Origin of the sequence: Kribbella sp. CA-247076, from assembly GCF_050942445.1 — a bacterium.
GTDB lineage: Bacteria > Actinomycetota > Actinomycetes > Propionibacteriales > Kribbellaceae > Kribbella.
Map to the genome: position 1 here is coordinate 1,755,573 of NZ_CP192051.1, position 22,345 is coordinate 1,777,917.

Annotated in this window: 19 protein-coding genes; 9 read left to right on the forward strand and 10 right to left on the reverse strand. The window is 69.7% G+C overall.

Annotated features, from left to right (window positions below):
* Positions 1 to 57 precede the first annotated feature (57 nt).
* The 3 genes from ACQPYZ_RS08450 to ACQPYZ_RS08460 all read right to left on the reverse strand — a co-directional run bounded on the left by ACQPYZ_RS08450 (position 58) and on the right by ACQPYZ_RS08460 (position 5,947).
* Positions 58 to 3,759: an endo-alpha-N-acetylgalactosaminidase family protein gene (locus ACQPYZ_RS08450; RefSeq protein ID WP_433166872.1), complete on the reverse strand. Its 3,702-nt coding sequence runs from the start codon at positions 3,757 to 3,759 to the stop codon at positions 58 to 60.
* Between the two features lie 134 nt (positions 3,760 to 3,893).
* The gene (gene fahA, locus ACQPYZ_RS08455) at positions 3,894 to 5,093 is read right to left on the reverse strand and encodes a fumarylacetoacetase (protein ID WP_433166873.1); all 1,200 of its coding nucleotides are present in this window, start codon (positions 5,091 to 5,093) and stop codon (positions 3,894 to 3,896) included.
* On the reverse strand, positions 5,090 to 5,947 hold the full coding sequence (locus ACQPYZ_RS08460) for a hypothetical protein (RefSeq protein ID WP_433166874.1): 858 nt from the start codon (positions 5,945 to 5,947) through the stop codon (positions 5,090 to 5,092). The genes fahA and ACQPYZ_RS08460 overlap by 4 nt, the downstream gene beginning before the upstream one ends.
* A 73-nt stretch (positions 5,948 to 6,020) precedes the next feature.
* Between ACQPYZ_RS08460 and ACQPYZ_RS08465 the strand changes: the two genes are divergently transcribed.
* Entirely contained in the window at positions 6,021 to 7,214 is a 1,194-nt protein-coding gene (locus tag ACQPYZ_RS08465; protein WP_433166875.1) for a homogentisate 1,2-dioxygenase, read from the forward strand.
* A 111-nt stretch (positions 7,215 to 7,325) separates the two neighbouring features.
* Positions 7,326 to 7,913, forward strand: a complete 588-nt coding sequence (locus ACQPYZ_RS08470; RefSeq protein ID WP_433166876.1) for a hypothetical protein — start codon at positions 7,326 to 7,328, stop codon at positions 7,911 to 7,913.
* Positions 7,914 to 7,917: 4 nt separating this feature from the next.
* On the opposite strand, the gene ACQPYZ_RS08475 is transcribed toward ACQPYZ_RS08470, so the two are convergent.
* Positions 7,918 to 8,712 (reverse strand): polysaccharide deacetylase family protein, encoded by a 795-nt coding sequence (locus ACQPYZ_RS08475; RefSeq protein ID WP_433166877.1) that lies wholly within the window; start codon positions 8,710 to 8,712, stop codon positions 7,918 to 7,920.
* 102 nt (positions 8,713 to 8,814) lie between these two features.
* Between ACQPYZ_RS08475 and ACQPYZ_RS08480 the strand changes: the two genes are divergently transcribed.
* Positions 8,815 to 10,551: a bifunctional metallophosphatase/5'-nucleotidase gene (locus ACQPYZ_RS08480; protein ID WP_433166878.1), complete on the forward strand. Its 1,737-nt coding sequence runs from the start codon at positions 8,815 to 8,817 to the stop codon at positions 10,549 to 10,551.
* Between the two features lie 118 nt (positions 10,552 to 10,669).
* Here the strand turns inward: ACQPYZ_RS08480 and ACQPYZ_RS08485 are convergent, their stop codons facing one another.
* Entirely contained in the window at positions 10,670 to 11,245 is a 576-nt protein-coding gene (locus ACQPYZ_RS08485) for a nicotinamidase (RefSeq protein ID WP_433166879.1), read from the reverse strand.
* Between the two features lie 160 nt (positions 11,246 to 11,405).
* Between ACQPYZ_RS08485 and ACQPYZ_RS08490 the strand changes: the two genes are divergently transcribed.
* On the forward strand, positions 11,406 to 12,923 hold the full coding sequence (locus tag ACQPYZ_RS08490; protein ID WP_433166880.1) for a fibronectin type III domain-containing protein: 1,518 nt from the start codon (positions 11,406 to 11,408) through the stop codon (positions 12,921 to 12,923).
* On the opposite strand, the gene ACQPYZ_RS08495 is transcribed toward ACQPYZ_RS08490, so the two are convergent.
* A complete protein-coding gene (locus ACQPYZ_RS08495) occupies positions 12,920 to 13,699 on the reverse strand; it encodes an SDR family NAD(P)-dependent oxidoreductase (RefSeq protein WP_433166881.1) in 780 nt (259 codons plus the stop codon). The genes ACQPYZ_RS08490 and ACQPYZ_RS08495 overlap by 4 nt on opposite strands.
* Before the next feature lie 256 nt (positions 13,700 to 13,955).
* Between ACQPYZ_RS08495 and ACQPYZ_RS08500 the strand changes: the two genes are divergently transcribed.
* Together ACQPYZ_RS08500 and ACQPYZ_RS08505 are read left to right on the forward strand one after the other, a co-directional pair.
* Complete coding sequence (locus ACQPYZ_RS08500; RefSeq protein WP_433166882.1) at positions 13,956 to 15,158, forward strand: MFS transporter; 1,203 nt, start codon at positions 13,956 to 13,958, stop codon at positions 15,156 to 15,158.
* Between the two features lie 134 nt (positions 15,159 to 15,292).
* Positions 15,293 to 16,057, forward strand: a complete 765-nt coding sequence (locus tag ACQPYZ_RS08505; protein WP_433166883.1) for a sulfite exporter TauE/SafE family protein — start codon at positions 15,293 to 15,295, stop codon at positions 16,055 to 16,057.
* On the opposite strand, the gene ACQPYZ_RS08510 is transcribed toward ACQPYZ_RS08505, so the two are convergent.
* Positions 16,054 to 17,052 carry an ElyC/SanA/YdcF family protein gene (locus ACQPYZ_RS08510; RefSeq protein WP_433166884.1) on the reverse strand — a complete coding sequence of 333 codons (999 nt, stop codon included), beginning with the start codon at positions 17,050 to 17,052 and terminating at the stop codon, positions 16,054 to 16,056. The genes ACQPYZ_RS08505 and ACQPYZ_RS08510 overlap by 4 nt on opposite strands.
* A gap of 73 nt (positions 17,053 to 17,125) precedes the next feature.
* The gene (locus ACQPYZ_RS08515; protein WP_433166885.1) at positions 17,126 to 18,142 is read right to left on the reverse strand and encodes a hypothetical protein; all 1,017 of its coding nucleotides are present in this window, start codon (positions 18,140 to 18,142) and stop codon (positions 17,126 to 17,128) included.
* Positions 18,143 to 18,307: 165 nt separating this feature from the next.
* Between ACQPYZ_RS08515 and ACQPYZ_RS08520 the strand changes: the two genes are divergently transcribed.
* Positions 18,308 to 19,540 (forward strand): D-arabinono-1,4-lactone oxidase, encoded by a 1,233-nt coding sequence (locus ACQPYZ_RS08520; RefSeq protein WP_433166886.1) that lies wholly within the window; start codon positions 18,308 to 18,310, stop codon positions 19,538 to 19,540.
* On the opposite strand, the gene ACQPYZ_RS08525 is transcribed toward ACQPYZ_RS08520, so the two are convergent.
* Positions 19,529 to 20,014, reverse strand: a complete 486-nt coding sequence (locus ACQPYZ_RS08525; RefSeq protein ID WP_433166887.1) for a MarR family winged helix-turn-helix transcriptional regulator — start codon at positions 20,012 to 20,014, stop codon at positions 19,529 to 19,531. The two genes, ACQPYZ_RS08520 and ACQPYZ_RS08525, sit on opposite strands and share 12 nt — an antisense overlap.
* Positions 20,011 to 21,300: a nicotinate phosphoribosyltransferase gene (locus tag ACQPYZ_RS08530; RefSeq protein WP_433169642.1), complete on the reverse strand. Its 1,290-nt coding sequence runs from the start codon at positions 21,298 to 21,300 to the stop codon at positions 20,011 to 20,013. Before ACQPYZ_RS08530 ends, ACQPYZ_RS08525 begins: the two co-directional genes overlap by 4 nt.
* Before the next feature lie 118 nt (positions 21,301 to 21,418).
* Between ACQPYZ_RS08530 and clpS the strand changes: the two genes are divergently transcribed.
* The gene (gene clpS, locus ACQPYZ_RS08535; RefSeq protein WP_132211019.1) at positions 21,419 to 21,706 is read left to right on the forward strand and encodes an ATP-dependent Clp protease adapter ClpS; all 288 of its coding nucleotides are present in this window, start codon (positions 21,419 to 21,421) and stop codon (positions 21,704 to 21,706) included.
* Positions 21,703 to 22,254 carry a DUF2017 domain-containing protein gene (locus ACQPYZ_RS08540; protein ID WP_433166888.1) on the forward strand — a complete coding sequence of 184 codons (552 nt, stop codon included), beginning with the start codon at positions 21,703 to 21,705 and terminating at the stop codon, positions 22,252 to 22,254. Before clpS ends, ACQPYZ_RS08540 begins: the two co-directional genes overlap by 4 nt.
* The last annotated feature ends 91 nt before the right edge of the window (positions 22,255 to 22,345 follow it).

The following is a 22,345-nucleotide window of genomic DNA, read 5'->3' on the forward strand; positions in this document are numbered from 1 at the left end:
GGGGCCTTGCACAGGTAATAACGTGTGCAAGGCCCCTGGTTCGTGGTTCAGGCCCCGTTACCTGGTGCCGTAGACGTTCAGCTCGGCGGCGGATCCGAACACCGCGCCGTTGAGGGAACTGGTGCCGACGAACTTCACGAACCGCCCGGGTTCGGCGGTGAAGTTCACCCGCTGGGCGGCGGTCGAGTTCGGGAACTCACCGGTCGCCACCGGCGGACCCCACGTCTGGCCGTCCGCGCTGACGTAGAGCTCGTACCCCTTGAACATCCCGTTCGTCCCGCTCTGCCGCGGCAGGTAGCTGAAGCCGTCCACCTGGTACGTCGACCCGAGATCGAGCGTCATGTGGTGCGGGAAACCGGCCGGTGGGGAGACCTGGGACCAGGCGGAATGCCAGAGCGTGCTGGGATTGCCGTCCAGCGCCTCGGTCGCGGCGCCACCCGTGGCGACGTCCTCACTGCTGACGTCGGCGACCTTGATGCGGGACTGCGGCACGATCCCGGGCGGCAGGACCGTCGCCTCCGCGGTGATCGTCGCCTGACCACCAGTTGCCGTCAGCACGTACTTCCCTTCCGGCGTCCCGGCCGGTGGCGTGACGTCCCACCTCGTCGTCACACTCGTGCCCGGAGCAACCGTGGCGTGCGTGTTCGGTGTCGCGGCCGTCACGGTCCAGCCGTCCGGAGCGTCGAGTGCGAGCGTGATGTCCTTCACGGCAACGACGTCGTTGTTGGTGAAGGTGGTGACGAGGGTGTTCGCCTCGCCGGACACCAGGCCGTTCGTTCCGGATACGGCGATCGACGTACAGTCGGCCGCTTCGGAGGTCGGGCCCAGGTCGGTGACGGCGAAGTCGTCCAGGATGAAGTCGGCCTGGTCGCCGCCGCCGGACAGTTTGCGCAGGCCAACCCAGTAGTCGCCACCGCAGCCGGCCACGAACTCCTGGCTGAACGTCGCCTTGGTCCGCTGCTCGCCGATCGGCGTCGCCTTCACGTCCACCGACGACGGCCGGTCGACGCCCTGCACCCACGCGTAGTGCCCGGCCCGACCACTGGCGTAGTCGAAGGACACCTTGTACTTGTGGCCCGGCCGGAAGTTCACCGTGGCCGGGGTGGTGCGGTAGACGAGGCCTTCGTTCTCCTCGTGCGACTTCAGCGACCAGTCGCCGTCGAGCACGTCGTCGACGAGTTTGCCGTTCCAGCCGGCCTGCGTGTACGGCGCGTGCTTCTTCGCCAGGCTGGTCCGCGGATCGTTGGTCCCGCCCGCGTCGCCCTTCACGAACGGGCCCCAGCCCTGGTCGACGTTCTCGAAGTCGTCCACCACACCGGCGGCCGGGCGCTTGGTCTCGACCACCCGGACGTCGTCGACCCGAACCTTCGCGTTCCCGGTGGCGGCGCCGATGACCAGGTCGGCGCTGCGGCCCTTGGCGTCGAAGACCACGCGGACACGCTGGTAGTAGGCGTCGTGCTTGTCGTCCGCGGCCACCCGGTTCTGCGCGGTCGAGCGCGTGACGGTGTTGCTCACACCGTCGACGGACACCGTCGTCGTGCGGGACTTGCCCGGCTCGACCTCGATCCAGGCGGACGCGCTGTAGGTGCGACCCGGCGTGAGGCCGGTGATGCGCTGTCGCAGCGACGACGACCTGGTGCTGAGCGAGGCCACGTGCTGGCCGTTCTCCAGCGTGTCGATCGTGGCCGAACCCCTTACGTTCCAGGCCTTCAGGTGGCCGGCGTTGAAGCCAGGGTCCTGCAGGTGCGTGCCTTCACCCCAGTTCGCCGAGCGCTGCGCGGGCGCCGAGTGCGGATAGAGGACGTACGGCTGACCGGCTACGGCGTCGAGGGTGACTGTGCCGTGGCGGACGGGTGCGGTCGCGACCTTCACGCGGCCGGTGTCGGTCAGCTTGTAGACGGAGAACTTCGACACCTTGCCGAAGGCTGCCGACACCTGCCAGGTGGTCCGCCCGCCGGCCGGGCTGTAGTGGTACAGCTTCTTGTCGTCGTCCCACGGCAGCAGGTACTTGTCGCCTTCGAGCACCTTCGCGGTCCCGTCGTACACGGTCCGCTTGCCGTTCTCGACCGTGCCGCGGACGCCGCCGGTGAACGTGATGCCGTCGGTGTTCCAGTCGGTGATCCGCTCCTGCTGGAGGAACTTGGCCGGCAGGTTCTTCTGCCAGATGTTGGCGTAGAACGCGTTCCAGTCGGTCTCGCCGGTCCACCCCTCGAACTCGACCAGGCTGGTCTGGCCGAGGATCGGGTCGTTGTTCCAGACGTCCTTCTCGTGGTTGCGGACGAACCGGATGATCTGGGAGTTCAGCCCCTTGTTGGTCGCGCCGCCGTAGTCGAGGTCGTTCGCCCAGTGCGACCACAGCGACGTCCGCTCCAGCCGGTCGGCCCACTCGGTGGCGATCTGCCAGCCCTGGTCGGCGAGTTGTCGGGTCAGGCCGTCGGCGAGCCAGCCGGACTGGTAGTACACGTCGATGTACAGCTGCTGCAGGTTCTCGTCGGTCTCGTCCCGCAGTTGCCGGAACCGCTCGATGACGTTGCCGGAAGCAAGATCAGGCCGCTGCTTGATGTAGTAGCTCTGGTTCAGCCAGTTCCAGCCCTTGGCGTTCTTGTCGACCAGCTCCTCGCTGAAGGCGTTCGCCTCCGGGTACGACTCGGTCGCGTTCACGTGCACCCCGAATGCGGCGTTCCAGGCCTTGCCCTTCTTCAGCAGCGTGTTCAGATCGGCGAGGCCACCGGCGCGGGTGTTGTAGTTGCCGCCGTAGTCCGGGTGGGCCGAGTCGTGCCCTTCCGATCCGTAGCCCTTGAGCAGCGCCAGCTGGCCGAGGCCGTCGGTGGCGAGCGAGATCCGCTTGACGTCGTCCAGGGTGCGCAGGAACGGGTGCGTCGCCTGGCTGGCGAAGTTGAACGGGATGTGCGTGACCACGCGGTCCTTCACCTGGTCGGCGCCGCGCGGCTCGATCATGATCGAGCGGAATGCGATCGCGCCGTCCTGCCAGTCGACGGTCCGGTCCCGGTTCGCGTCCGGGGTGACGACGACCTTCGCCCAGGGGAGCGGTTCGGTGTACGGCGAGGTGTCCGCGCGGTAGGTCCACTGACCGCTCCAGACGCCGACCCGGGTGGTCCCGTCGGCCGCCTTGCGGGCGCGGTGCCAGAACCGGGCGCCGTCGTCCACGGACTGACCGGACGGCTTGTCGTAGACCGAGTTCGACTCGATCCCGGCCGCGAGTCCGCTGGTGTTCACGAACGCGTACGCCGCTCCGGTCGCCGACGGCTCGGCGGGCGTCGCGGACGTGATCGGCGTGATCTTGTCCGCGGTCCGGGTCGAGTCCGGGTCGAGCGTGGTGAACGCCGTGGTCGCGCCGGCATCCGTGCTGGCAACCGACACCAGGTCGTGGTCGGGGATGTCGATCGTGTGCACGCGGGACGCCTCGGTGTCGCGGACGGCGTCCACGCGGAACGTGGTCACCCGGCCGGCCACGCTCAGACTCGCGTCCAGTTCCACGCCGGGCAGCGCGTCGAAGGCCAGTTTGTACGACGCCGTGCCGCCGCGGACCGTGGTCGGCGCGGCCAGGCGGGCCGTACGCGCGACGCCGTCGATCGTCACGGTCGAGATCGCCTCCGGTTGGCCACCGAGGGCCTGGCCGGACGCGTTGTCGACGTACTTGATCACCCGGGGGAAGTCGGCGCCCACGGTGACCGTCAGTTCGTTCGACCGCAGCGTCAGGTCCGCCGCGGCGTGCGCGCCCGCAGGCACGGTCAGCACGCCAGCAGCCAGCGCTACAGCCAGCAATCCACACCCACTGAACGTTTCATGCGGAGAAAGTTCGCACGTAACCGCTAGCAGGTCAAGAGAAACGAACACTTATGAACAAGATCAGTCTTGGATCAGATGTCGGGTCAGGCGGGGCGGATTCTGCCGGTGACTTCGCCTAGGCCGAGGCGGGTGCCGGTGGGGGTGGTGGCGCGGGCGGTGATGGTGATCTCGTCGCCGTCCTCGAGGAAGGTGTGTTCCTTGCCGTCGACGAGGACCGGCTCGCGGCCGCCCCAGGTGAGCTCGATGAAGGACCCGCGCTGGTCGGGCTCCGGGCCGCTGATGGTGCCGGACGCGTACAGGTCGCCGGTCCGGACGGAGGCGCCGTTCACCGTCAGGTGGGCCAGCATCTGCGCAGGTGACCAGTAGGTGTCCTTGTACTGCGGATTGCTCACCCGGTGCCCGTTGAGCAGCACCTCGAAGGTGATGTCGTAGTTGGGCAGGTTGTCGCCCGCGAGGTACGGAAGCACCGGCGGGTCCTGCGGGCCCAGTGGGATGGCCGCGGCCTCGAGGGCGTCGAGCGAGACGACCCACGGGGAGATCGAGGTGGCGAAGGACTTGCCCAGGAACGGGCCGAGCGGCACGTACTCCCACGCCTGGATGTCGCGCGCCGACCAGTCGTTGACAATGACGACGCCGTACACGTGGTCCCGGAAGTCCTCGACCGGCACCGGGGTGCCCAGCGTCGACGGCGTACCGACGACGTAGCCGAGCTCGACCTCGATGTCGAGGCGCTGGGACGGGCCGAACGCCGGGGCGGCCGCGTCCGGCGCCTTCCGCTGACCCGACGGCCGGACGATGTCGGTGCCGCTGGCAACGATCGTGCCGGCCCGGCCGTGGTAGCCGACCGGGAGGTGCTTCCAGTTGGGCAGCAGTGGTTCGGAGTCCGGGCGGAACAGCCGGCCGAGGTTGGTCGCGTGGTGCTCGGAGGCGTAGAAGTCGACGTAGTCGCCGACCTCGAACGGGAGCTGCATGGTGACGGCGGACCGCGGGATCAGGTGCGGCTCGACCACGTCCCGGTCGGTCTCGGTGCGGACCAGGTCGAGCAGCCAGTCCCGGGTCGCGCGCCAGGCCGGACGGCCGAGCGCGAGGAAGTCGTTCAGCGACGGCCGGGCGAACAGTTGCGACCCGTCCAGCATCTGCGCGGACGCGACCGGCGCGAGGTCGATCACCTGGTCCCCGATCGCGGCACCCACCCGCGGCTCCTCGTCGCCGAGCCGGAACACCCCGAGCGGCAGGTTCTCCGGCCCGAACGGCGAGTCCGCGGGGATGTCGATCCAGGTCACGGGGCAGCCTCCAGGAGCTTCAACGCGGTCAGGTCGTGGCGGGGCTCGTCGATGCTGCAGGAGCCGAACGAGGTGAACCACTTGCGGGTGCCGGCCGCCTGCTCCTCGGACAGGTCGGCGGCGCGGGCGGCGAGCGCGGCGCCGTCCCGGGACGCCAGTACGGCGGCCACCTCGTCCTGGGAGGCGCCGTCGAGGGACGCCCGGGTGGCGAGCAGCACGTTGAGGAACCCGTGGTGCTCGTAGCCGGTGTCCGCCGCGGTGTGGCGGACCGCGTTGTGCAGCCCGGCCGTGCACTTGAAGGCGACCTCGCGGTCGAGGCACGCGGTGATGAAGGCGGCGACCTGGTCCTCCGACGGGAAGAGTGCGGCGTCGAGTCCGCCGGTCCGCAGCTTGGCGGCGTACCCGGCGTCGGCGACGACGTCGAGCGCGCGCTCCCACGCGCCGTCCAGGCCGACCTCGACGAACGCGTTCTCCTCGTCCAGGCAGTCGTCGCACGCGCGCACGACCCGGAGCGCGTTCCGGGACAGGTCGTCCTCGGCGCGCAGCCGGACCTCGACCGCGGTCACCTCGACGTCGGCCGACCGGTCGCCGTACCGGACGGCGGGCTCGATCCCGCCGGCGCCGCCGGTGATCACGACGGTGACCCGGAGCGGGGTCGGGCCGACGCGGGCGGCCTCCGCGGCGACCTTCATCAGGTCCTCGTCGGTGCACACGAACGGTCCGACCAGGTCGGCGTACGCGGCCTGGCGATGGTCCCGGTGCGCGGCGACCGCCTCGGCCAGGGGGAGGTCCCCCGGCGGGAACATGGCGGCGTCGTCGACCAGGTGCCGGAACAGGGCAGGGACGGTTGACATGGGTCCGAGCCTAACGGATGCTTTCGGTAAGCGGACGCAAGCGTTCGACTATCGTACACCAGGAGTCAGGGCAATGGCGTTCTACCGGCAGGTCGGGCAGGTTCCACCGAAGCGGCACACCCAGTTCCGGAAACCGGACGGCGGGCTGTACTACGAGGAGCTAATGGGGGAGGAGGGGTTCTCGTCGGACTCGTCGCTGCTGTACCACGCCGGCGTACCGTCCGCGATCGTCGACTCGCAGGTGTGGGAGCTGCCCGACCTCTCCACGGTCCCGAACCATCCGCTGACGCCGCGCCACCTCAAGCTGCACGATCTGTTCGCCGAGACGTCCAAGAGCAACGCCGTCGAGGACCGGCGGCTCGTGCTCGGCAACGGCGACGTCCGGATCTCGTACGTCGTCGCCGAGCAGCCGTCGCCGTACTACCGCAACGCCATCGGCGACGAGTGCGTGTACGTCGAGAAGGGCTCGGCCACCGTGGAGACGGTGTTCGGCGTGCTGAACGCGGTCGAGGGCGACTACGTGATCATCCCGCGGGCCACCACGCACCGCTGGCTTCCGGGCGAGGGCGGCGTGCACGCCTACTGCATCGAGGCGAACTCGCACATCGCGCCGCCGAAGCGCTACCTGTCCCGGTACGGGCAGTTCCTCGAGCACTCGCCGTACTGCGAGCGCGACCTGCACTCGGCCAGCGAGCCGTTGGTTGTAGAGGGCAACGACGTCGAGGTGCTGGTGAAGCACCGGGGCAACGGGCCGGGCGGGATCGTCGGGTCGAGGATGGTCTACGCGACGCACCCGTTCGACGTGGTCGGGTGGGACGGTTGCCTGTACCCGTACACGTTCAACGTCAGCGACTACGAGCCGATCACCGGGCGGATCCATCAGCCGCCGCCGGTGCACCAGGTGTTCGAGGGGTACAACTTCGTCGTCTGCAACTTCGTCCCGCGCAAGGTGGACTACCACCCGCTCTCGGTGCCGGTGCCGTACTACCACTCGAACGTCGACTCCGACGAGGTGATGTTCTACTGCGGCGGCGACTACGAGGCGCGCAAGGGCTCCGGGATCGGCCTCGGCTCGATCTCGCTGCACCCCGGCGGCTACGCGCACGGGCCGCAGCCGTCCGCGATCGAGGCCTCGCTCGGTGCCGAGCGGTTCGAGGAGCTCGCGGTCATGGTCGACACGTTCCGCCCGCTGGAGCTCGGCGAGGCGGGGACGGCGGTCGACGACGGCGTCTACGCCTGGACGTGGGCCGGCCGCCGCAACACCTGAGCCCTCGCCGAGCCGGAGCCCTGAGCGCCGGCCGGAGCTCCTGCGTCCGCGCGGGGCCTGATCCTGTGCGATTCTTGGGCGGTGAGTGCGGACGGGGCGTTTGTCGTAGGCATGGATCGGGAGGCCGTGCTGCATCGGCGGGAGGTCGTGCGCACGGTCCAGCGGCGCGGCGCGTGGATCACGCTCGTGCTCGGCGCGATCGGCATCGTGGCCGCGGTCTACGCGCTGATCGCGTTCCAGGGTGCGGGCCTGTGGCCGTTCGCGCTGCTGCTGATCGCGGCGATGGTCCCGCTGGTGGTGAGCACGCTGCTCGCGCTCCGGCTGCAGTCCGAGCGACAGCGCTGGTACGACGCCAACGAGCTGCAGCCGATCGCGATGCGGATGACCCCGAAGGCGCTCGAGCTGGCGTGCGAAGGAGCGGCGTACCCGGTCGTGCTGCCGTGGCCGACGGTCCGCGGCTTCCGGCAGGAGAAGCTGTTCGGCCAGTACACGCTGGAGCTTGAGCTCGCGCCGGGCGTGGGCGCGACCACGGCCGGCGTCCGTGGCCTGGACCAGCCGGCCGTGCGTACGGTCGTGAAACCGAACCCGCTGCTGCGCCCGACCGGCCTGTTCCTGGTCAAGGCGCTCGACCAGCCCGTGCACGTCATCGACCAGGCCCTCAAGCACTTCTCCGCCGGCCAAGCAGGCGTCAGCACCTAGGCAGTTAGCAAGGCAACGCGCGGTAGGTGTAGCCCTGGCGGGTGAGTTTGGTGAGGGCGCTGTCCAGCGCGGCGACGGTTTCCGCGCGGTTGCCGCCGCCGTCGTGCATCAGGATGATCGCGCCGGGCCGGGCGCCCTGCAGGATCGCCCGTTCGACCTTCGCCGTACCGGGCTTGGACCAGTCCTTGGTGTCGATGTCCCACAGCACCTGGCGCTGGTGGTACGCCGCCGCGACCGCCGCGACCTGCGCGTTCGTGTCCCGGAACGGCGGCCGGAAGCACTTCGACTTCACGCCGGACGAGATCTCCTGCCGCAGTCTGGCCGGTGGGAGCTGGGTCAGCTTCGGGTGGTCCCAGGTGTGGTTGCCGATGCGGTGCCCGGCGGCCCGGGTCCGCGCGATCAGGTCGGGATGCGCGGCCGCCTCCCGGCCGAGCACGAAGAACGTGGCCTTCGCGCGGTGCTTGGCCAGCACCTGCAGGATCTTCGGCGTCCACTCCTGCTGCGGGCCGTCGTCGAAGGTCAGGTACAGGACCTTGCCGTGCTTGGTCAGGTTCCAGTCGCCGGCCGTGGTGGTGGTCGACGTACGTCGCTGGGGTGGGTGCTCCTGTTGTTGCTTGCGGGGCCCGGCCGGAGTGGCCGGACGCGCGACCGGGATGCTCAGTGGGGCATGGGCCGAGGCCCTCACGGCCGGGGCCGCGGTGGTCACCGAGTGGTCGGCCGGTTCGGCGGCCTGGGCGAGGACGGCACCGCAGAGGAGGGCGGCGACCAACGGCAGAAGCTTGCCGGGCGGCTTGGTCATGGGCGGCATCTTCTCGTAGTCGCGGGCCAACCGGGCGGTCGGGCCGGGGCGTGTCGCCCGTATCGTGGGCGGTCCAGGCAGACGACACGACGAGGCGGGCGGATGAGTGCTGAGCGGACGGTCCGCCTGACCGTGATGGGGACGACCGACCTGCACGGCCACGTCGTCAACTGGGACTACTTCAGGAACGCCGAGTACGACGACTACGCCCACAACGCCGTCGGTCTGGCCAAGGTCTCCACGCTGGTCACCGCCGTCCGGGACCGGATCGCCGCCGACCCGGACGCGCCGCGCCCACTGCTGCTGGACGCCGGCGACACCATCCAGGGCACTCCGCTGGCGTACTACTTCGCCAGGATCGAGCCGATCACCGGCGGCCGGCTGCACCCGATGGCCGGCGCGATGAACGCGATCGGGTACGACGCCGCGGTGCTGGGCAACCACGAGTTCAACTACGGCCTCGACGTCCTCGATACGTTCCAGCGGCAACTCGACTTCCCGCTGCTCGGCGCGAACGCCCAGGACTGGACCACGGGTCGTCCGGCATTCCCGCCGTACGAGCTGCGGCGGGTCGACGTACCGGGCGCGGAGCCGGTCACCGTCGGAATCCTCGGGCTGACGAACCCCGGGATCGCGATCTGGGACAAGGCGGTGGTCGAGAACAGGCTCCGGTTCGACGGCGTCGTCGAGTCGGCCACGGCCTGGGTGCCGCAGGTCCGCGCGGCCGGTGCCGACGTGGTGATCGTCGCCGTCCACTCCGGGATGGACCTGTCTTCGTCGTACGGCGACGCCCTGCCGGTGCCCGAGAACGCCGCGGCGCTGATGGCCGAGACCGTTCCCGGCATCGACGCCGTCCTGGTCGGGCACGCCCACCAGGAGATCCCCGAGCGGCTGGTGAGGAACCGGCGGACCGGTGAGCAGGTGGTGCTGACCGAGCCGCTGAAGTTCGGCATGCGGCTGTCGCTGATCCACCTCGACCTCAGTCGCGAGCAGGGCCGGTGGACGGTCGTCGGCCGGCAGGCGAAGGTGCTGAACGCGAACCTCGTGGACGCCGACCCCGCCGTGGTCGAGCTGCTGGAGCAGGACCACGACACCGTGATCGAGTACGTGAACTCCACCATCGGCACCTGCACGGAGGCGATGTCGGCCGCGACCGCGCCGTGGGAGGCGACCGCCGCCCTCGACTTCGTCACTTTCGTCGAGGCCGACGCGGTGGCGAAGGCGCTCTCTGGTACGCCCGAGGCCGCGCTCCCGGTGCTCGCGATCGCGGCGCCGTTCAACCGGGCGGCCGCGATCCCGGCCGGAGACGTCTCGATCCGCGACGTGGCCGGGCTGTACGTCTTCGACAACACGCTGCTCGCGGTGACGATGACCGGTACGCAGGTCCGCGAGTACCTCGAGTTCTCCGCGCAGTACTTCCGGCAGGTGACCGGGACCGGGCCGTTCACCTCCAGCCAGATCACCAACGCACCGACCCCGACCGCGCCGAACGGGACGCCGGACTACAACTACGACATCATCGGCGGGCTGACCGAGCCGCTGAGCTACACGATCGACATCGCCAAGCCACCCGGTTCACGGATCACGGACCTGACGTACGGCGGGATCCCGGTGGCCGCGGACCAGCGGTTCGTGGTGGCCGTGAACAACTACCGCCAATCCGGCGGCGGCAACTTCCCGCACATCACGACCGCGCCCGTGGTCTACAACCGCCAACTCGAGATCCGCCAGCTCATGATCGACCACGTCACCACCACCGGCACGATCGACCCCACCACCTTCCAACCCGGCACCTGGACCCTCGTCTCCAGCGGTACCCCCGTCGTCGTCACCTCTTGAGGTGTTGTCGCTCGCCGTGGACCTGTGGTGAATCGCGGCTTACCGGAAGAAAACCGCCACCAGGTGGCGAAAAGTCTCCGGAGACCGGCGGAGATGACGATCGTACGGCGGCCCGCGGTCAGGTCAGCTGGACGCCGGCGGTTCGGAGCTCGGTCAGGGCCTGCTCGGTCGTCCCGGGGGCGACGCCGGCGGTGAGCGTGGTGAGAACCGTCGTGCCGAAGCCTGCCTGGTGGGCGTCGAGGGCGGTCGCTCGGACGCAGTAGTCGGTGGCGATCCCGCAGACGTCGACCTCGGTGACGCCCTTGTCCCGCAGCCAGGCGGCGAGCGCGCGGCCGTCCTGGGCCTTGCCCTCGAATCCCGAGTAGGCGGCCGCGTACTCGCCCTTGTCGAAGATCGCGTCGAACGGCTGCGGGTCCATGTTCGGGTGGAAGCTGACGCCGTCGGTGCCGGCGACGCAGTGCCTTGGCCAGGAGTTCACGTAGTCGGGATCGGTGGAGAAGTGGTCGCCCGGGTCGATGTGGTGGTCGCGCGTGGCCACGACGTACTCGTACTGCTTGTCCGCCGGCTCGGCGTCGTACCACTTGTGCAGCAGCTCGCCGATCCGGAACGCCACGTCCGCGCCACCCTTGACGGCCAGGCTTCCGCCCTCGCAGAAGTCGTTCTGTACGTCGACCACGATCAAGGCCCGGCTCATCGTGACGCTCCTTCTCCAGGGTGTCCTGTGCCCACGGTACAAGCGTGACCCCTCCGGCACGCCGAGCGCACGCCGCGGGGCCGTTTTCGCCCCAGTCGGCGCTGACAGTTATCGTGTGGTGGCGCATAGTCACGGCACAGCGAATCGCGGGGGATGGTTGATGAAGAAGGCAGTTCTGGTCGTGGTCACCGCCGCGGCCGTGGTCGCCGCCGCAGTGGTGCCGTCCGGCCGGCCGGTGGAGGCGGCGTCGCCGGGGTTCGCGTCGGCCGTGTCCGCGGTCAAGCAGACGACCTGGCAGACCAACGCCAGCGTGAACGCGCTCGCGGTCGCCGGGGACACGGTGTACGCCGGTGGGCTGTTCACGCGGATCCGGCAGCCCGGGAAGTCGCTCGGCGAGGGGGACGCGGCCCGGACGTACCTGGCCGCCTTCGACCGGACGACCGGTGCACCGACCCGGTTCGCCCCGAAGCTGAACGGCGCCGTCTGGACCATCGCCGCCAGCCCGGACGGCAAATGGGTCGTGATCGGCGGGGACTTCACCACGGTCAACGGCCAGCCCCGGAAGCGGATCGCGATGTTCAGCGTGGCGACCGGGCAGCTGGTGGCCGGCTGGGATCCGGCGGTCAACTACCGGGTCGCCGCGCTCGCGATCTCCGGCACCACCGTGTACCTGGGTGGTGCGTTCGGCCGGGTCGACAACGCGGTCCGCAACCGCCTGGCCGCGGTCGCGCTGACCACCGGCGTACTGCAGCCCTGGAACCCGGACGCCGACGACGACGTGCACGCGATCGAGCTGTCCGCCAACGGCAGCCGGGTCTTCGTGGGCGGTGGGTTCGAGACCCTGCAGGACAAGGAACATCACGCCCTGGCGATGGTGAACACCACGACCGGCGCCGCGTACCCGATGTCGGCCGCCGCGTCCATCCCGCGGAAGACGGCCGACTGCGACAGCCGGGTGAAGGACATCGACGTCCTCGGCACCAAGGTGTTCGTCGGCAACGCCGGCAGCGGGATCGGCTGCTACGACGGTGTACTCGCGGCCGACGCGACGACCGGGAAGCTGATCTGGCAGAGCAAGTGCCTGGGCGCGACCGAGGCGGTCAAGGCGATCGGCAACTGGGTCTACAAGGGCTCGCACGCGCACGACTGCAGCCGGGACGGCGGCTTCCCCGACAAGACCGGCATGCACCACCTGCTGGTGTACAGCGGGCTCAACGGCAAGCTCGGGCCCTGGTACCCGAACATGACCGCGGGCGGCGAGACCCTGGTCGGCCCGCTGGCGTTCGCGTCCGGCGGCGACGACCTGTGGGCCGGTGGCGACTTCACCGAGGTGAACGGCGTACCGCAGCAAGGCCTGACGCGGTTCACCAACGCGGCCGGCGGAGCCCGGCCGGGGCTGCCGGCGGCGCCGAAGGTGTCCAGCACGCGGGTGAACCGGACGACGGTCGCCTTTCCGACGGTGGTGGACCTCGACAACATCTCGCTGACCTATGTGCTGTACCGCGGGACGACGAAGGTCGGGACCTGGAAGCGCTCGTCGTACTCCTGGACGAAGCCGGCGGTCACCACGTTCGCCGACAGCGGTCTGACGAGCGGCCAGTCGGTCGCCTACCGCGTGCTGGTGACCGACGGCCGCAACAGCCGGATGAGCGCGCTCGCCTCCGTCAAGGTCCGCTAGCCCGGCAGCAGGTGGCCGCCGGTGACGCGGAGGATCTCGCCCTGGATCGCGGTCGTCCGGGGTGAGGTCAGGAACAGGATCGCGGCCGCGAGGTCGGCGGTGTCCGGGAGTTTGCGCGCACTGAACGTGGTCGCGATCTGATCGACGGCGTCCTTCGGGATCACCCGGTGCTCACCGTTCTCGAGCGTGATCCCGGGCATGACCACGTTGACCAGTACGCCGTCCTTGCCCAGGTCGTGCTGGAGACTCGCGACCAGGCCGTGCAGCCCGGCCTTCGCGGCGCTGTACGGCCACGAGCCGGGCAGACCGCGCTCGGCGAGGTCCGTCGAGAGCAGCACCAGCCGGCCGTGCTCCGAGCGGCGCAACGCCGGCGCGACCTGCTGCACCAGGTGGAAGTTGCCCTCGAGGTTCGCCCGCATCACCGGCACCCACCACTCCGGCTTCGCGTCCTCGATGTTCACCGGCCGGTCGTGGAAGCCGGCGCTGCCCCAGTCGACCGCGTTCCCCACCACCACGTCCAGCCCGTCCCACCGCCGTACCGTCGCGGCCACGGCCGCCGCGATCGTCTCCGGCTCCTTCAGATCCATCGGTACGACGTACGCCGTACCGCCGGCCGCCTCGATCTCCTCGGCCACCGCCTCGGCCGCGTCCTTGCGGGAGTTGTACGTGATCGCGACCCGGGCGCCCTCACGCCCGTACCCGATCGCCGTCTCCCGGCCGATCCCGGACGACCCGCCCGTCACCAGCACCGCTGCCCCTGTCAACCCCAGTTCCATCGCATACCCTTCAAGTAGTTAGTCGGCTAATCAGAAACTTAGCCGTCTAATGACCTCGCGTGCAACCCCTCTCGCGAAATCCGGTTGGTGGGGTCGCGGTCGGTGGCTAGGGTGCGGGGGAGTCGATCTTTCGAGGAGTTGGGAATGCCCGGTCAACCGGGCACGCGCTGACCTCAGCCGTCATCGCGTGCCGCCTCCGATGCACGGCGGCACGGTTCCCCCTGCCCGGATTCCGGGCTGACTCCGAGGACTTCCCGTGTCGTTGTGGGCCGATCGTGACTTCCGCATGCTCTGGCTCGGCCAGAGCGCCTCGCTCTTCGCCGTCCATGCCGCCCAGGTGACGCTGCCGCTGGTGGCGGTCACCTCGCTCGGCGCCGGCGCCGCCCAGCTCGGCGGGCTCCGGGCCGCCCAGCAGGTGCCGATCTTGGTGTGCTCGCTGTTCGTCGGCGTACTCGTCGACCGCTGGCGGGCACGCACGATGATGGTGTCCGCCGACTTCGGTCGCGCCGTCCTGCTCGGGCTGGTCCCGATCGCGTGGACCCTCGGACTGCCGTTCCTGTACGTCGTGGGCTTCCTCTGCGGAGTCTTCAGCGTGTGCTTCGACGTCACCTGCCAGGCGTCGTTCCCCCGGCTCGTCCGACGGGACCAGCTCGCGCAGGGCAACAGCATGCTGGAGAGCACCAAGTCGGCGGCGCAGATCTCCGGGCCGGCCCTCGGCGGCGGGTTGGTGTCGTTGCTGACAGCACCTTTCGCCGTCCTGGCGAGCGCGTTCTTCTTCGTGGTCTCGTTCCTGTCGATCTGGCGCATCCGTGGCCTCGGCGTGACTCCGGCTCCGTCGTCGGGTGGGATCCGGGCCGGCCTGAAGGCCGTGGTCGGCGACGGTTCGCTGCGTGCGGTGGCGATCGCGACCTGTGTCTACCAGTTCTTCTTCACCGCCCTGATGACCGTGTACCTCCTCTTCCTCGCCCGCTCGCTCGAGATGCCGGGCGCGGTGATGGGGATCGTCCTGGCCGCCTTCGGGCCGGGTGCGCTCGTCGGCTCGCTGCTGTCCGGCTGGATGCCGCGCTGGTTCGGCTACGGCCGGGTCGTCGTCTTCGCCGCGCTGATCTCCGACCTGGTGATGCTGTGTACGTCGGCCTTGCACGGCGCCGGCGGAACGACCATCGCCGCGCTGATCGTGATCAATTTCCTGTACGGCGTCTTCAGCCAGACCGTCGACGTGGCCGTCATGGCGATCCGCCAGGCGGTCACGCCGCTACCCCTCCAGGGCCGGGTGGCCGGCACCATCAACTTCCTCGGCCTGGGACTGACGCCGGTCGGCGCACTGCTCGGCGGCGCGGCCGCGGACGTGATCGGGACCCGCCCGGCCCTGTTCGTCGCGACCGCGGGCCTGTTCCTGTCGCCGATGTGCCTGAGCCTGTCCCCGCTGGCACGGCTGGGACGCAGCCTGGCGCGATGACGCGGGGTGTGTCAGGCGCGGGGAAGTCGACGGTTGAGGTTCGAAGGCTCAACCACAGCCCGCTGTCCACCTGTCAATAAGCTGACCTCCATGCACTCGCCGCCCGTGGACCCAGTCACGCCCGTTGGGCAGTCGTGACCGGGCCCGAACAGGTGGCAGTCGTCGCAGCAGGCCTCGGCGCCGGCATCCTGACGTCGACGGTCGGCGTGGCGTCGCTGCTCAGCTTCCCGGTGCTGATCGCGCTCGGGATCCCGCCGGTCGTCGCGAACGCATCCAACACCCTCGGCCTGCTGCCGGCCGCGCTGAGCGGGTCGTTCGGGTATCGCCGGGAGTTGCGCGAGGTACGCCGGCCGACCACGGTCGCCGTGGTCGTGATCTGTGCTCTCGGGGCGATCGGCGGCGCGGCGCTGCTGCTCGCGCTGCCGCCCGGGGTGTTCGCCTCCCTCGCGCCGTGGCTGATCCTCTTCACCTGCCTGATCGTCGGCGTCCAGCCGTGGATCACGCGCTGGTTGGGCACGCGGCACGAGGAGCACCCCGGCGTACGGGCCACGATGACTCCGGCGACCACAGTCTTCACGGCGCTGACCGGTGTGTACGGCGGCTACTTCGGCGCCGGCGCGGGCGTGATGATGATGGCCGTGCTCGGCCTCGGGCTCGATCTCGACCTGCGGATCGTCAACGCGCTGAAGACCCTCGCACTGCTGGCCGCGAACCTGGTGGCCGGCTTCATCTTCGTCCTGGTCGCCGACCTCGACCTCACCGCGGCCGGTCTGCTAGCGATCGGATCGGTCGTCGGCGGGTACGTCGGCTCGCACATCGGCCGCCGCCTCCCGCCCACCGTGCTCCGCGTGCTGATCGTGATCGCCGGCGTCGTCGCCGCGGTCCTGATGCTGAGCTAGACGTACTGCAGCACGGTGGCGGCCGTGATGACCAGGCAAACGAAGCCGTTCAGGTAACGGTGTGTCCAGAGGATCGCGACGAACTCCCGGATCGTTGCCGTCGGCCAGTAGTAGCGGGCGGTCGGGGAGCCGACCACCTGGCCGTTGACCTTGGCCCGGCGCGCGGTCAGCGCGGCGCGGAAGGCGTGGAAGTTGTTCGTCACGATCAGGCAGCGGTACTGCGGCCGCCGGGCGACCATCAGGTCGTGGCTGAAGGTGAGGTTCTCCCACGTGCTCGTCGACCGGTCCTCCCGCAGTACCCGGTCCGCCGGCACCCCGCGCTCGATCAGGTACGACGCCATCGCGTGCGACTCGGGGACGTCCTCGTCCGGGCCCTGGCCGCCGGACGTGATGATCACCGGCGCGCGGCCCCGGCGGACCATCCGGTCGTACACCTGCCGCGCGCGGTCCAGTCGGCTCGCCAGCAGCGGCGGCACCGTCGACCCGCGCAGCCCGGAGCCGAGCACGACGATGAAGTCGACCTTCCGTGCGGACCGGACCCGGCTGTAGACGAACGCGTAGGCGAGGAAGCAGACGAACAGGAACGAGAAGTACGTCAGAACGCCGACCAGGATCGACCGCAGCGCCGCGAGCGGCTCCCAGCCGATCCGCTGGACAGCGAGCCCGAAGACGACGAACCCGATGATGCCGAGCCCCGCGGCCAGCGACAGCAGGTTGGCCGGCCGCCGTCCTTCGCGCCGGATCATCGTGACCCCGTTGACGACCAGGAACACCGCGAGGACCGCGATCGCCACCGGGATCGCCACCAGGATCGCGATCACCAGCAGCCGGGCCGCGGTGCCCGAGACCGACTCGAGCGCGAAGATCACCCCGACCCCGGCGAACATCAGCGCGACCACCAGGAAGATCCCGTTCCGGAACAACCGCCGGTCCCGCCAGAAACTCACACAGAAGACCAGGAACCAGAAGGCCGCAACCCCGAACGAGTACACCATCGGGAGATATCACAACCTCCGGGAAGTGCGAGCGGCGCCGCACCGGGGTGGTGCGGCGCCGTTCGGGAGCGGTTCAGACCAGGCCGGTCAGGGACGAGATCGACGCCTTGTGCAGGCGGGTGATCACGTTCTTGGTCTTCGGGTCGGACCGGTACTTGTACGAGCCCGACTCGAACACCAGGTACGCGCGCCCGCCGTACTCGGTCAGGCCCTCGGACATGCTCGGTGCCCGGAAGCAGGACAGCTTGGCCTTGTCCAGGTCGGGCTGGCCGCGCTTGACGACGTACAGGTTGCTCAGCTTGTCGCGTCCGTACGACGTGCTGTAGATGAAGTGGCCCTTGGTGACGAGCAGACCCTGGGTCTTCATCGGCACCTCCCACGCCTTCTTGATCGTGACCAGGGTGCCGTCGGACTTGATCTTGTACTCGTACATCTTGTCCCGGCCCTTGTCGTTGAACTTCCCGGCGAACAGCGAGTCGCCGTAGCTGGTCAGGAACGACGCGCCGTACACCTTGCGCTCGGAGCCGACGGCCTTCACGTACGGCGTCCCGGACTTCTTCATCGCCGCGGCCAGGGTGGACAGCTTGTACTTGCGGATGCCGTTGGTGCTGCCCTGCACGAACGCCCAGCCGTACGCGGTGGTGATCCCGCCGCCGTGGGTCTCCGCGATCTGCACGTCCCCGACGACCTTGTTCGTGGCCGGGTCGATGCCGACGATGATCGAGTTCCTGCCGGTGTGGTACATCGTCACCAGCAGCAGGTTCTTCGAGCCGGACCAGTTCCACCAGGTGCCGATGCCCTGCGGGATGTACGACCCGAGGTGCGGCAGCGTGGCGCTGTTGCTGAACCGGCTGTCGTACTTGTTCGACGCCGACGGGCCGTCGTAGAAGTCGTTGGAGCCGGCTTTGTCGTCACACTTGATCGCGCGAGTGACGGAGACATCCGCCGCGACGGACGCCGGCGAGGTGGTGGCGGCCTGCGACGATTCGGGGCCGTTGACCGCGACGGTGACCGCGGTACCGGTGGCCAGGACACCCGCCAGGCCGAGGGCGGTGAAGACCCGGCGGCGGGAGAAGGTGACGCGCGACATGCTGTCCTCTCGAAGGGGATTGGTTGCCTTCGTCACCCTAATGGTCAGGGGGTTCGCCGCTCTCCGAAACATCTCGGTGCGCTCCAAGGGGTAAGACCTGGCTGCCCAGGACGGGACCGGTGTGTCAGAGTCGGAGCCGGGAGCGCCGGGAGAAGGGGCGGAACGATGACGGAGTTGACGAACTGGGCCGGGAACATCAGGTTCGCCGGGCCGCTCGAACGTCCTTCGTCCGTGGCCGAGTTGCAGGAGCTTGTCGGGCGGAGTGAGAAGGTGCGCGTGCTCGGCACCGGGCACTCGTTCAACCGGATCGCCGACAGCACCGGCACGCTGGTCAGCGTCGCGGACCTGCCGAAGGTGATCGACACCGGTGACGGCGGGGTGACGGTGTCGGCCGGCCTGCGGTACGGCGAGATCACCGCGGCGCTCCAGGCCCGCGGACTCGCGCTGCACAACCTCGGCTCGCTCCCGCACATCTCCGTGGCCGGAGCCTGCTCGACCGGCACGCACGGCTCCGGCGACACCAACGGCCTGCTCGCGGACGCAGTGAACGCGATCACCTTCGTCGACGCCGAGGGCGATCTGGTCACGCTGACCCGTGACCACGCCGACTTCGCCGGCTCGGTCGTCGCGCTCGGCGCGCTCGGCGTCACCGTCAGCCTGACGCTCGACGTCCGGCCGTCGTACGAGATCAGTCAGGTCGTGTACGACGGCCTGCCCGTGGACCGGCTGGGGAGCGACTTCGCCGAGGTGATGGGCAGCGCGTACAGCGTCAGCGCGTTCACCGACTGGGTCGACCCGGACGTGATGGTGTGGCGCAAGCAGCGGGCCGGCGCGCCGATCGAGGACGAGTGGCTCGGGGCGCGTCCCGCCGACGGGCCGCGGCACCCGATCAAGGTGATGCCGGCCGACTACGCGACCCAGCAGGGCGGCGTACCCGGCCCGTGGAACGAGCGGCTGCCGCACTTCCGGCTGGAGTTCACCCCGAGCAACGGCGACGAGCTGCAGTCGGAGTACTTCGTCCCGCGGTCGAGGGCGGCCGAGTCGTTCGAGGTACTACGGGCCCTGGGCAACCAGTTGGCGCCGGTGCTCCAGGTGTCCGAGGTACGGACGATCGCCGCCGACGAGCTGTGGCTGAGTCCGAGCCAAGGGCGTGACACCGTGGCCCTGCACTTCACCTGGATCCAGGACGAGGCCGCCGTCCGTCCGGTCGTCGCCGCGGTGGAGGAGGGGCTCAACCCGCTCGGCGCGCGGCCGCACTGGGGCAAGGTGTTCGCCGCCGACGCGACGTACCTGCGCTCGTGCTACCCGAAGGTCGCCGACTTCGTCGAGCTGGCCGCGAAGTACGACCCGAACGGCACGTTCCGCAACCCGTACCTGGACGCATACCTATTCGGGTGAGATCGGCTCGAGGGTCGTGGTGATGGTCCAGAGCAGGTTGCGCAGGACGCGGCGGTCCTCGGGGGTGAGCTGGGCGAGGGCGCGGCGGCCGGCCCGGTCGTACACCTCCTGGACCGTGTGCGCGAGCTCGACGCCGCGGTCGGTGAGCTCGATGCTCACCTGGCGGGCGTCGGTCGAGCTCTTCACCCGGCGGACCAGCCCTGCGGTCTCCATCCGCTGAGTCGTCTTGGTCGCGGTCGGCACCTCGACGTCCAGCACCTTCGCGAGCTGCGCGACCGGGAGCGAGCCGTGGTGCAGCAGCTTCGCGAGCACGAGCTCCTGGCCGGTGTGCAGGCCGGTCCCGGCCAGCTCCTCGCTGACGGCCTTCCGGGCGGCGCGGTCGGCGAACCGCATCGCGATCAGCACGTCCGCCTCGCCGGCGGGCGCGTCGGGCGACCAGACCACCGGCTTGCCCTCGGCCTGCTCGGTGCTCATCCGTGGCTCCGCGGCAGGAACGGGTTCCGGGCGTCGTAGTCGCCGATGTACTCGGTCGGGATCGCCGGTTCGCCGCGGCTCAGCTGGCTGGCGTAGCGGGGGAGCTCGTCGCGGACCTTGAGGTGGTGCGCCTGCGCCTCGTCCGGCGTACTGCGGCCGACGATCTTGCCGCCCTCGACCAGAGGCTTCAGCAGCTCGCGGTCGTCGCCGTCGTCGGTCGGCGCCCGGCCGACGCCGATCAGCTCGACCTCCGCGACCCCGGCGGCCGATCGTCGCCGCAGCGCCCACTTGCGGCCGCCGATGGAGATCTTGTCCACGCTCTTCTTCGCGACCGGGACCAGCGTGCCGTCCGCGTCCTCCCGGGCGACCAGCTTGTACACGAACCCGCAGGTCGGGTAGCCGCTCCCGGTGACCAGCGACGTGCCGACGCCGTACCCGTCGACCGGCGCCGGGGCGAGCGCGGCGATCTGGAACTCGTCCAGGTCGCTGGTGACGATGATCCGGGTCTTGGTCGCGCCGAGCGAGTCCAGCTGCTCGCGGACCTGGCCGGCCAGCGACGGCAGGTCGCCGGAGTCCAGCCGGACCGCGCCGAGCTCGGGGCCGGTGATGTCGATCGCGGTCCGGACCGCCTCGGCCACGTCGTAGGTGTCCACCAGCAGCGTCGTGCCCTTGCCGAGGGCATCGACCTGGGAGGTGAACGCGTCCCGCTCGCGGTCGTGCAGGAGGGTGAACGAGTGCGCCGCCGTACCGGTGCTCGGAATCCCGAACCGGCGGGCGGCGGCCAGGTTGGAGGTCGCGGTGAACCCGCCGATGTACGCCGCCAGCGCGGAGGCGACCGCGGCCTCCTCGTGGGTCCGCCGCGAACCCATCTCGATGCACGGCCGGCCGCCGGCCCACCAGGTCATCCGGGAGGCGGCCGAGGCGACCGCGGAGTCGTGGTTCAGGATCGAGAGGAAAACGGTTTCCAAGAGCACGGCCTCGGCGAAGCTGGACTCGACCACGAGCACCGGTGAGCCGGGGAAGAAGATCTCGCCGTCGGCGTACCCGGCGATGTCGCCGCTGAAGCGGTAGTCGGCCAGCCAGTCCCGGGTAGCCTGGTCGACGACACCCCGGTCGGCCAGGAACGCGATCGTCTGCTCGTCGAAGCGGAACCGGTCGAGCGCGTCGAGCAGCCGGTTGACGCCGGCCACGACGCCGTACCGGCGGCCGTCCGGCAACCGGCGGGCGAACAGCTCGAAGACCGACCGGCGGTGCGCCGTACCGTCGGCCAGACTGGCCTGCAGCATGGTCAGCTCGTAGTGGTCGGTCAGGAGCGCGGTGGAATCCGTCCCTGCGTGCGTCACTGCGTGGGTCACAAGGGCAGCCTATTGCGAACGACGAACCGATGATGGAGAGAATGGACCGGTGAGCACCGCACCCAGCGAACTCGAGAGCCCCGAGGTCGACGAGGCGATCGAGCTGAGCCCACCGTGGGTGACGATCGTCTGGAACGATCCGGTCAACCTGATGGACTACGTCACGTTCGTCTTCCAGACCTACTTCGGCTACTCCAAGCAGAAGGCCGAGAAGTTGATGATGCAGGTCCACACCGACGGCAAGTCGGCGGTGTCGAACGGGAACCGCGAGGCGATGGAACGCGACGTCGAGGCGATGCACTCCTACGGCCTGTGGGCCACCTGCGAGAAGTCGTGACGCGGTTCCGCAAGCGCCGGAAGACCGTCGTCGTCAGTTTCGCCGAGCACGAGGCGGACATCCTGGCGAACCTGCTCCGCAACCTGGTCGAGCTCCTGTACGACGGCATGCCGCCGCGCGCGACCGAGTCGTCGGACCCGCTGGCCGCGCTGCTCGACAGCGACGGGCCGACGTCGCCGCCCGAGGACGTCGTCCTGCAGCGGCTGCTGCCGGACGCGTACAAGGAGGACGATATGGCGTCCGCGGAGTTCCGCCGGTTCACCGAGCGCGGGCTGCGCGACGGGAAGATCGGTGACGCCAAGCGGGTGCTGTCCGCGCTGGAGGCGTCCGGTGCGGACGAGATCGCGCTGGAGCCGGACGAGCAGCTGGCGTGGTTGCGTGCGCTGAACGACCTCCGCCTGGCGATCGGCACCCGTCTCGACATCAAAGAAGAAGACGACTACGCCACCTGGGAGAAACTCCCGGACGACGACCCCCGCCGGCTCACCTACGACCTCTACGACTGGCTCGGCTACCTCCAGTCAGCCCTCCTCCACAACATGCGCTGAGCACGAAGGACACCGCCACGGGGCGGTTTGCGGAAGATTGCTGCCGGTGGGTGCGAACTATCTTCCGAAGATCGGGCGTCGCCTACGATGC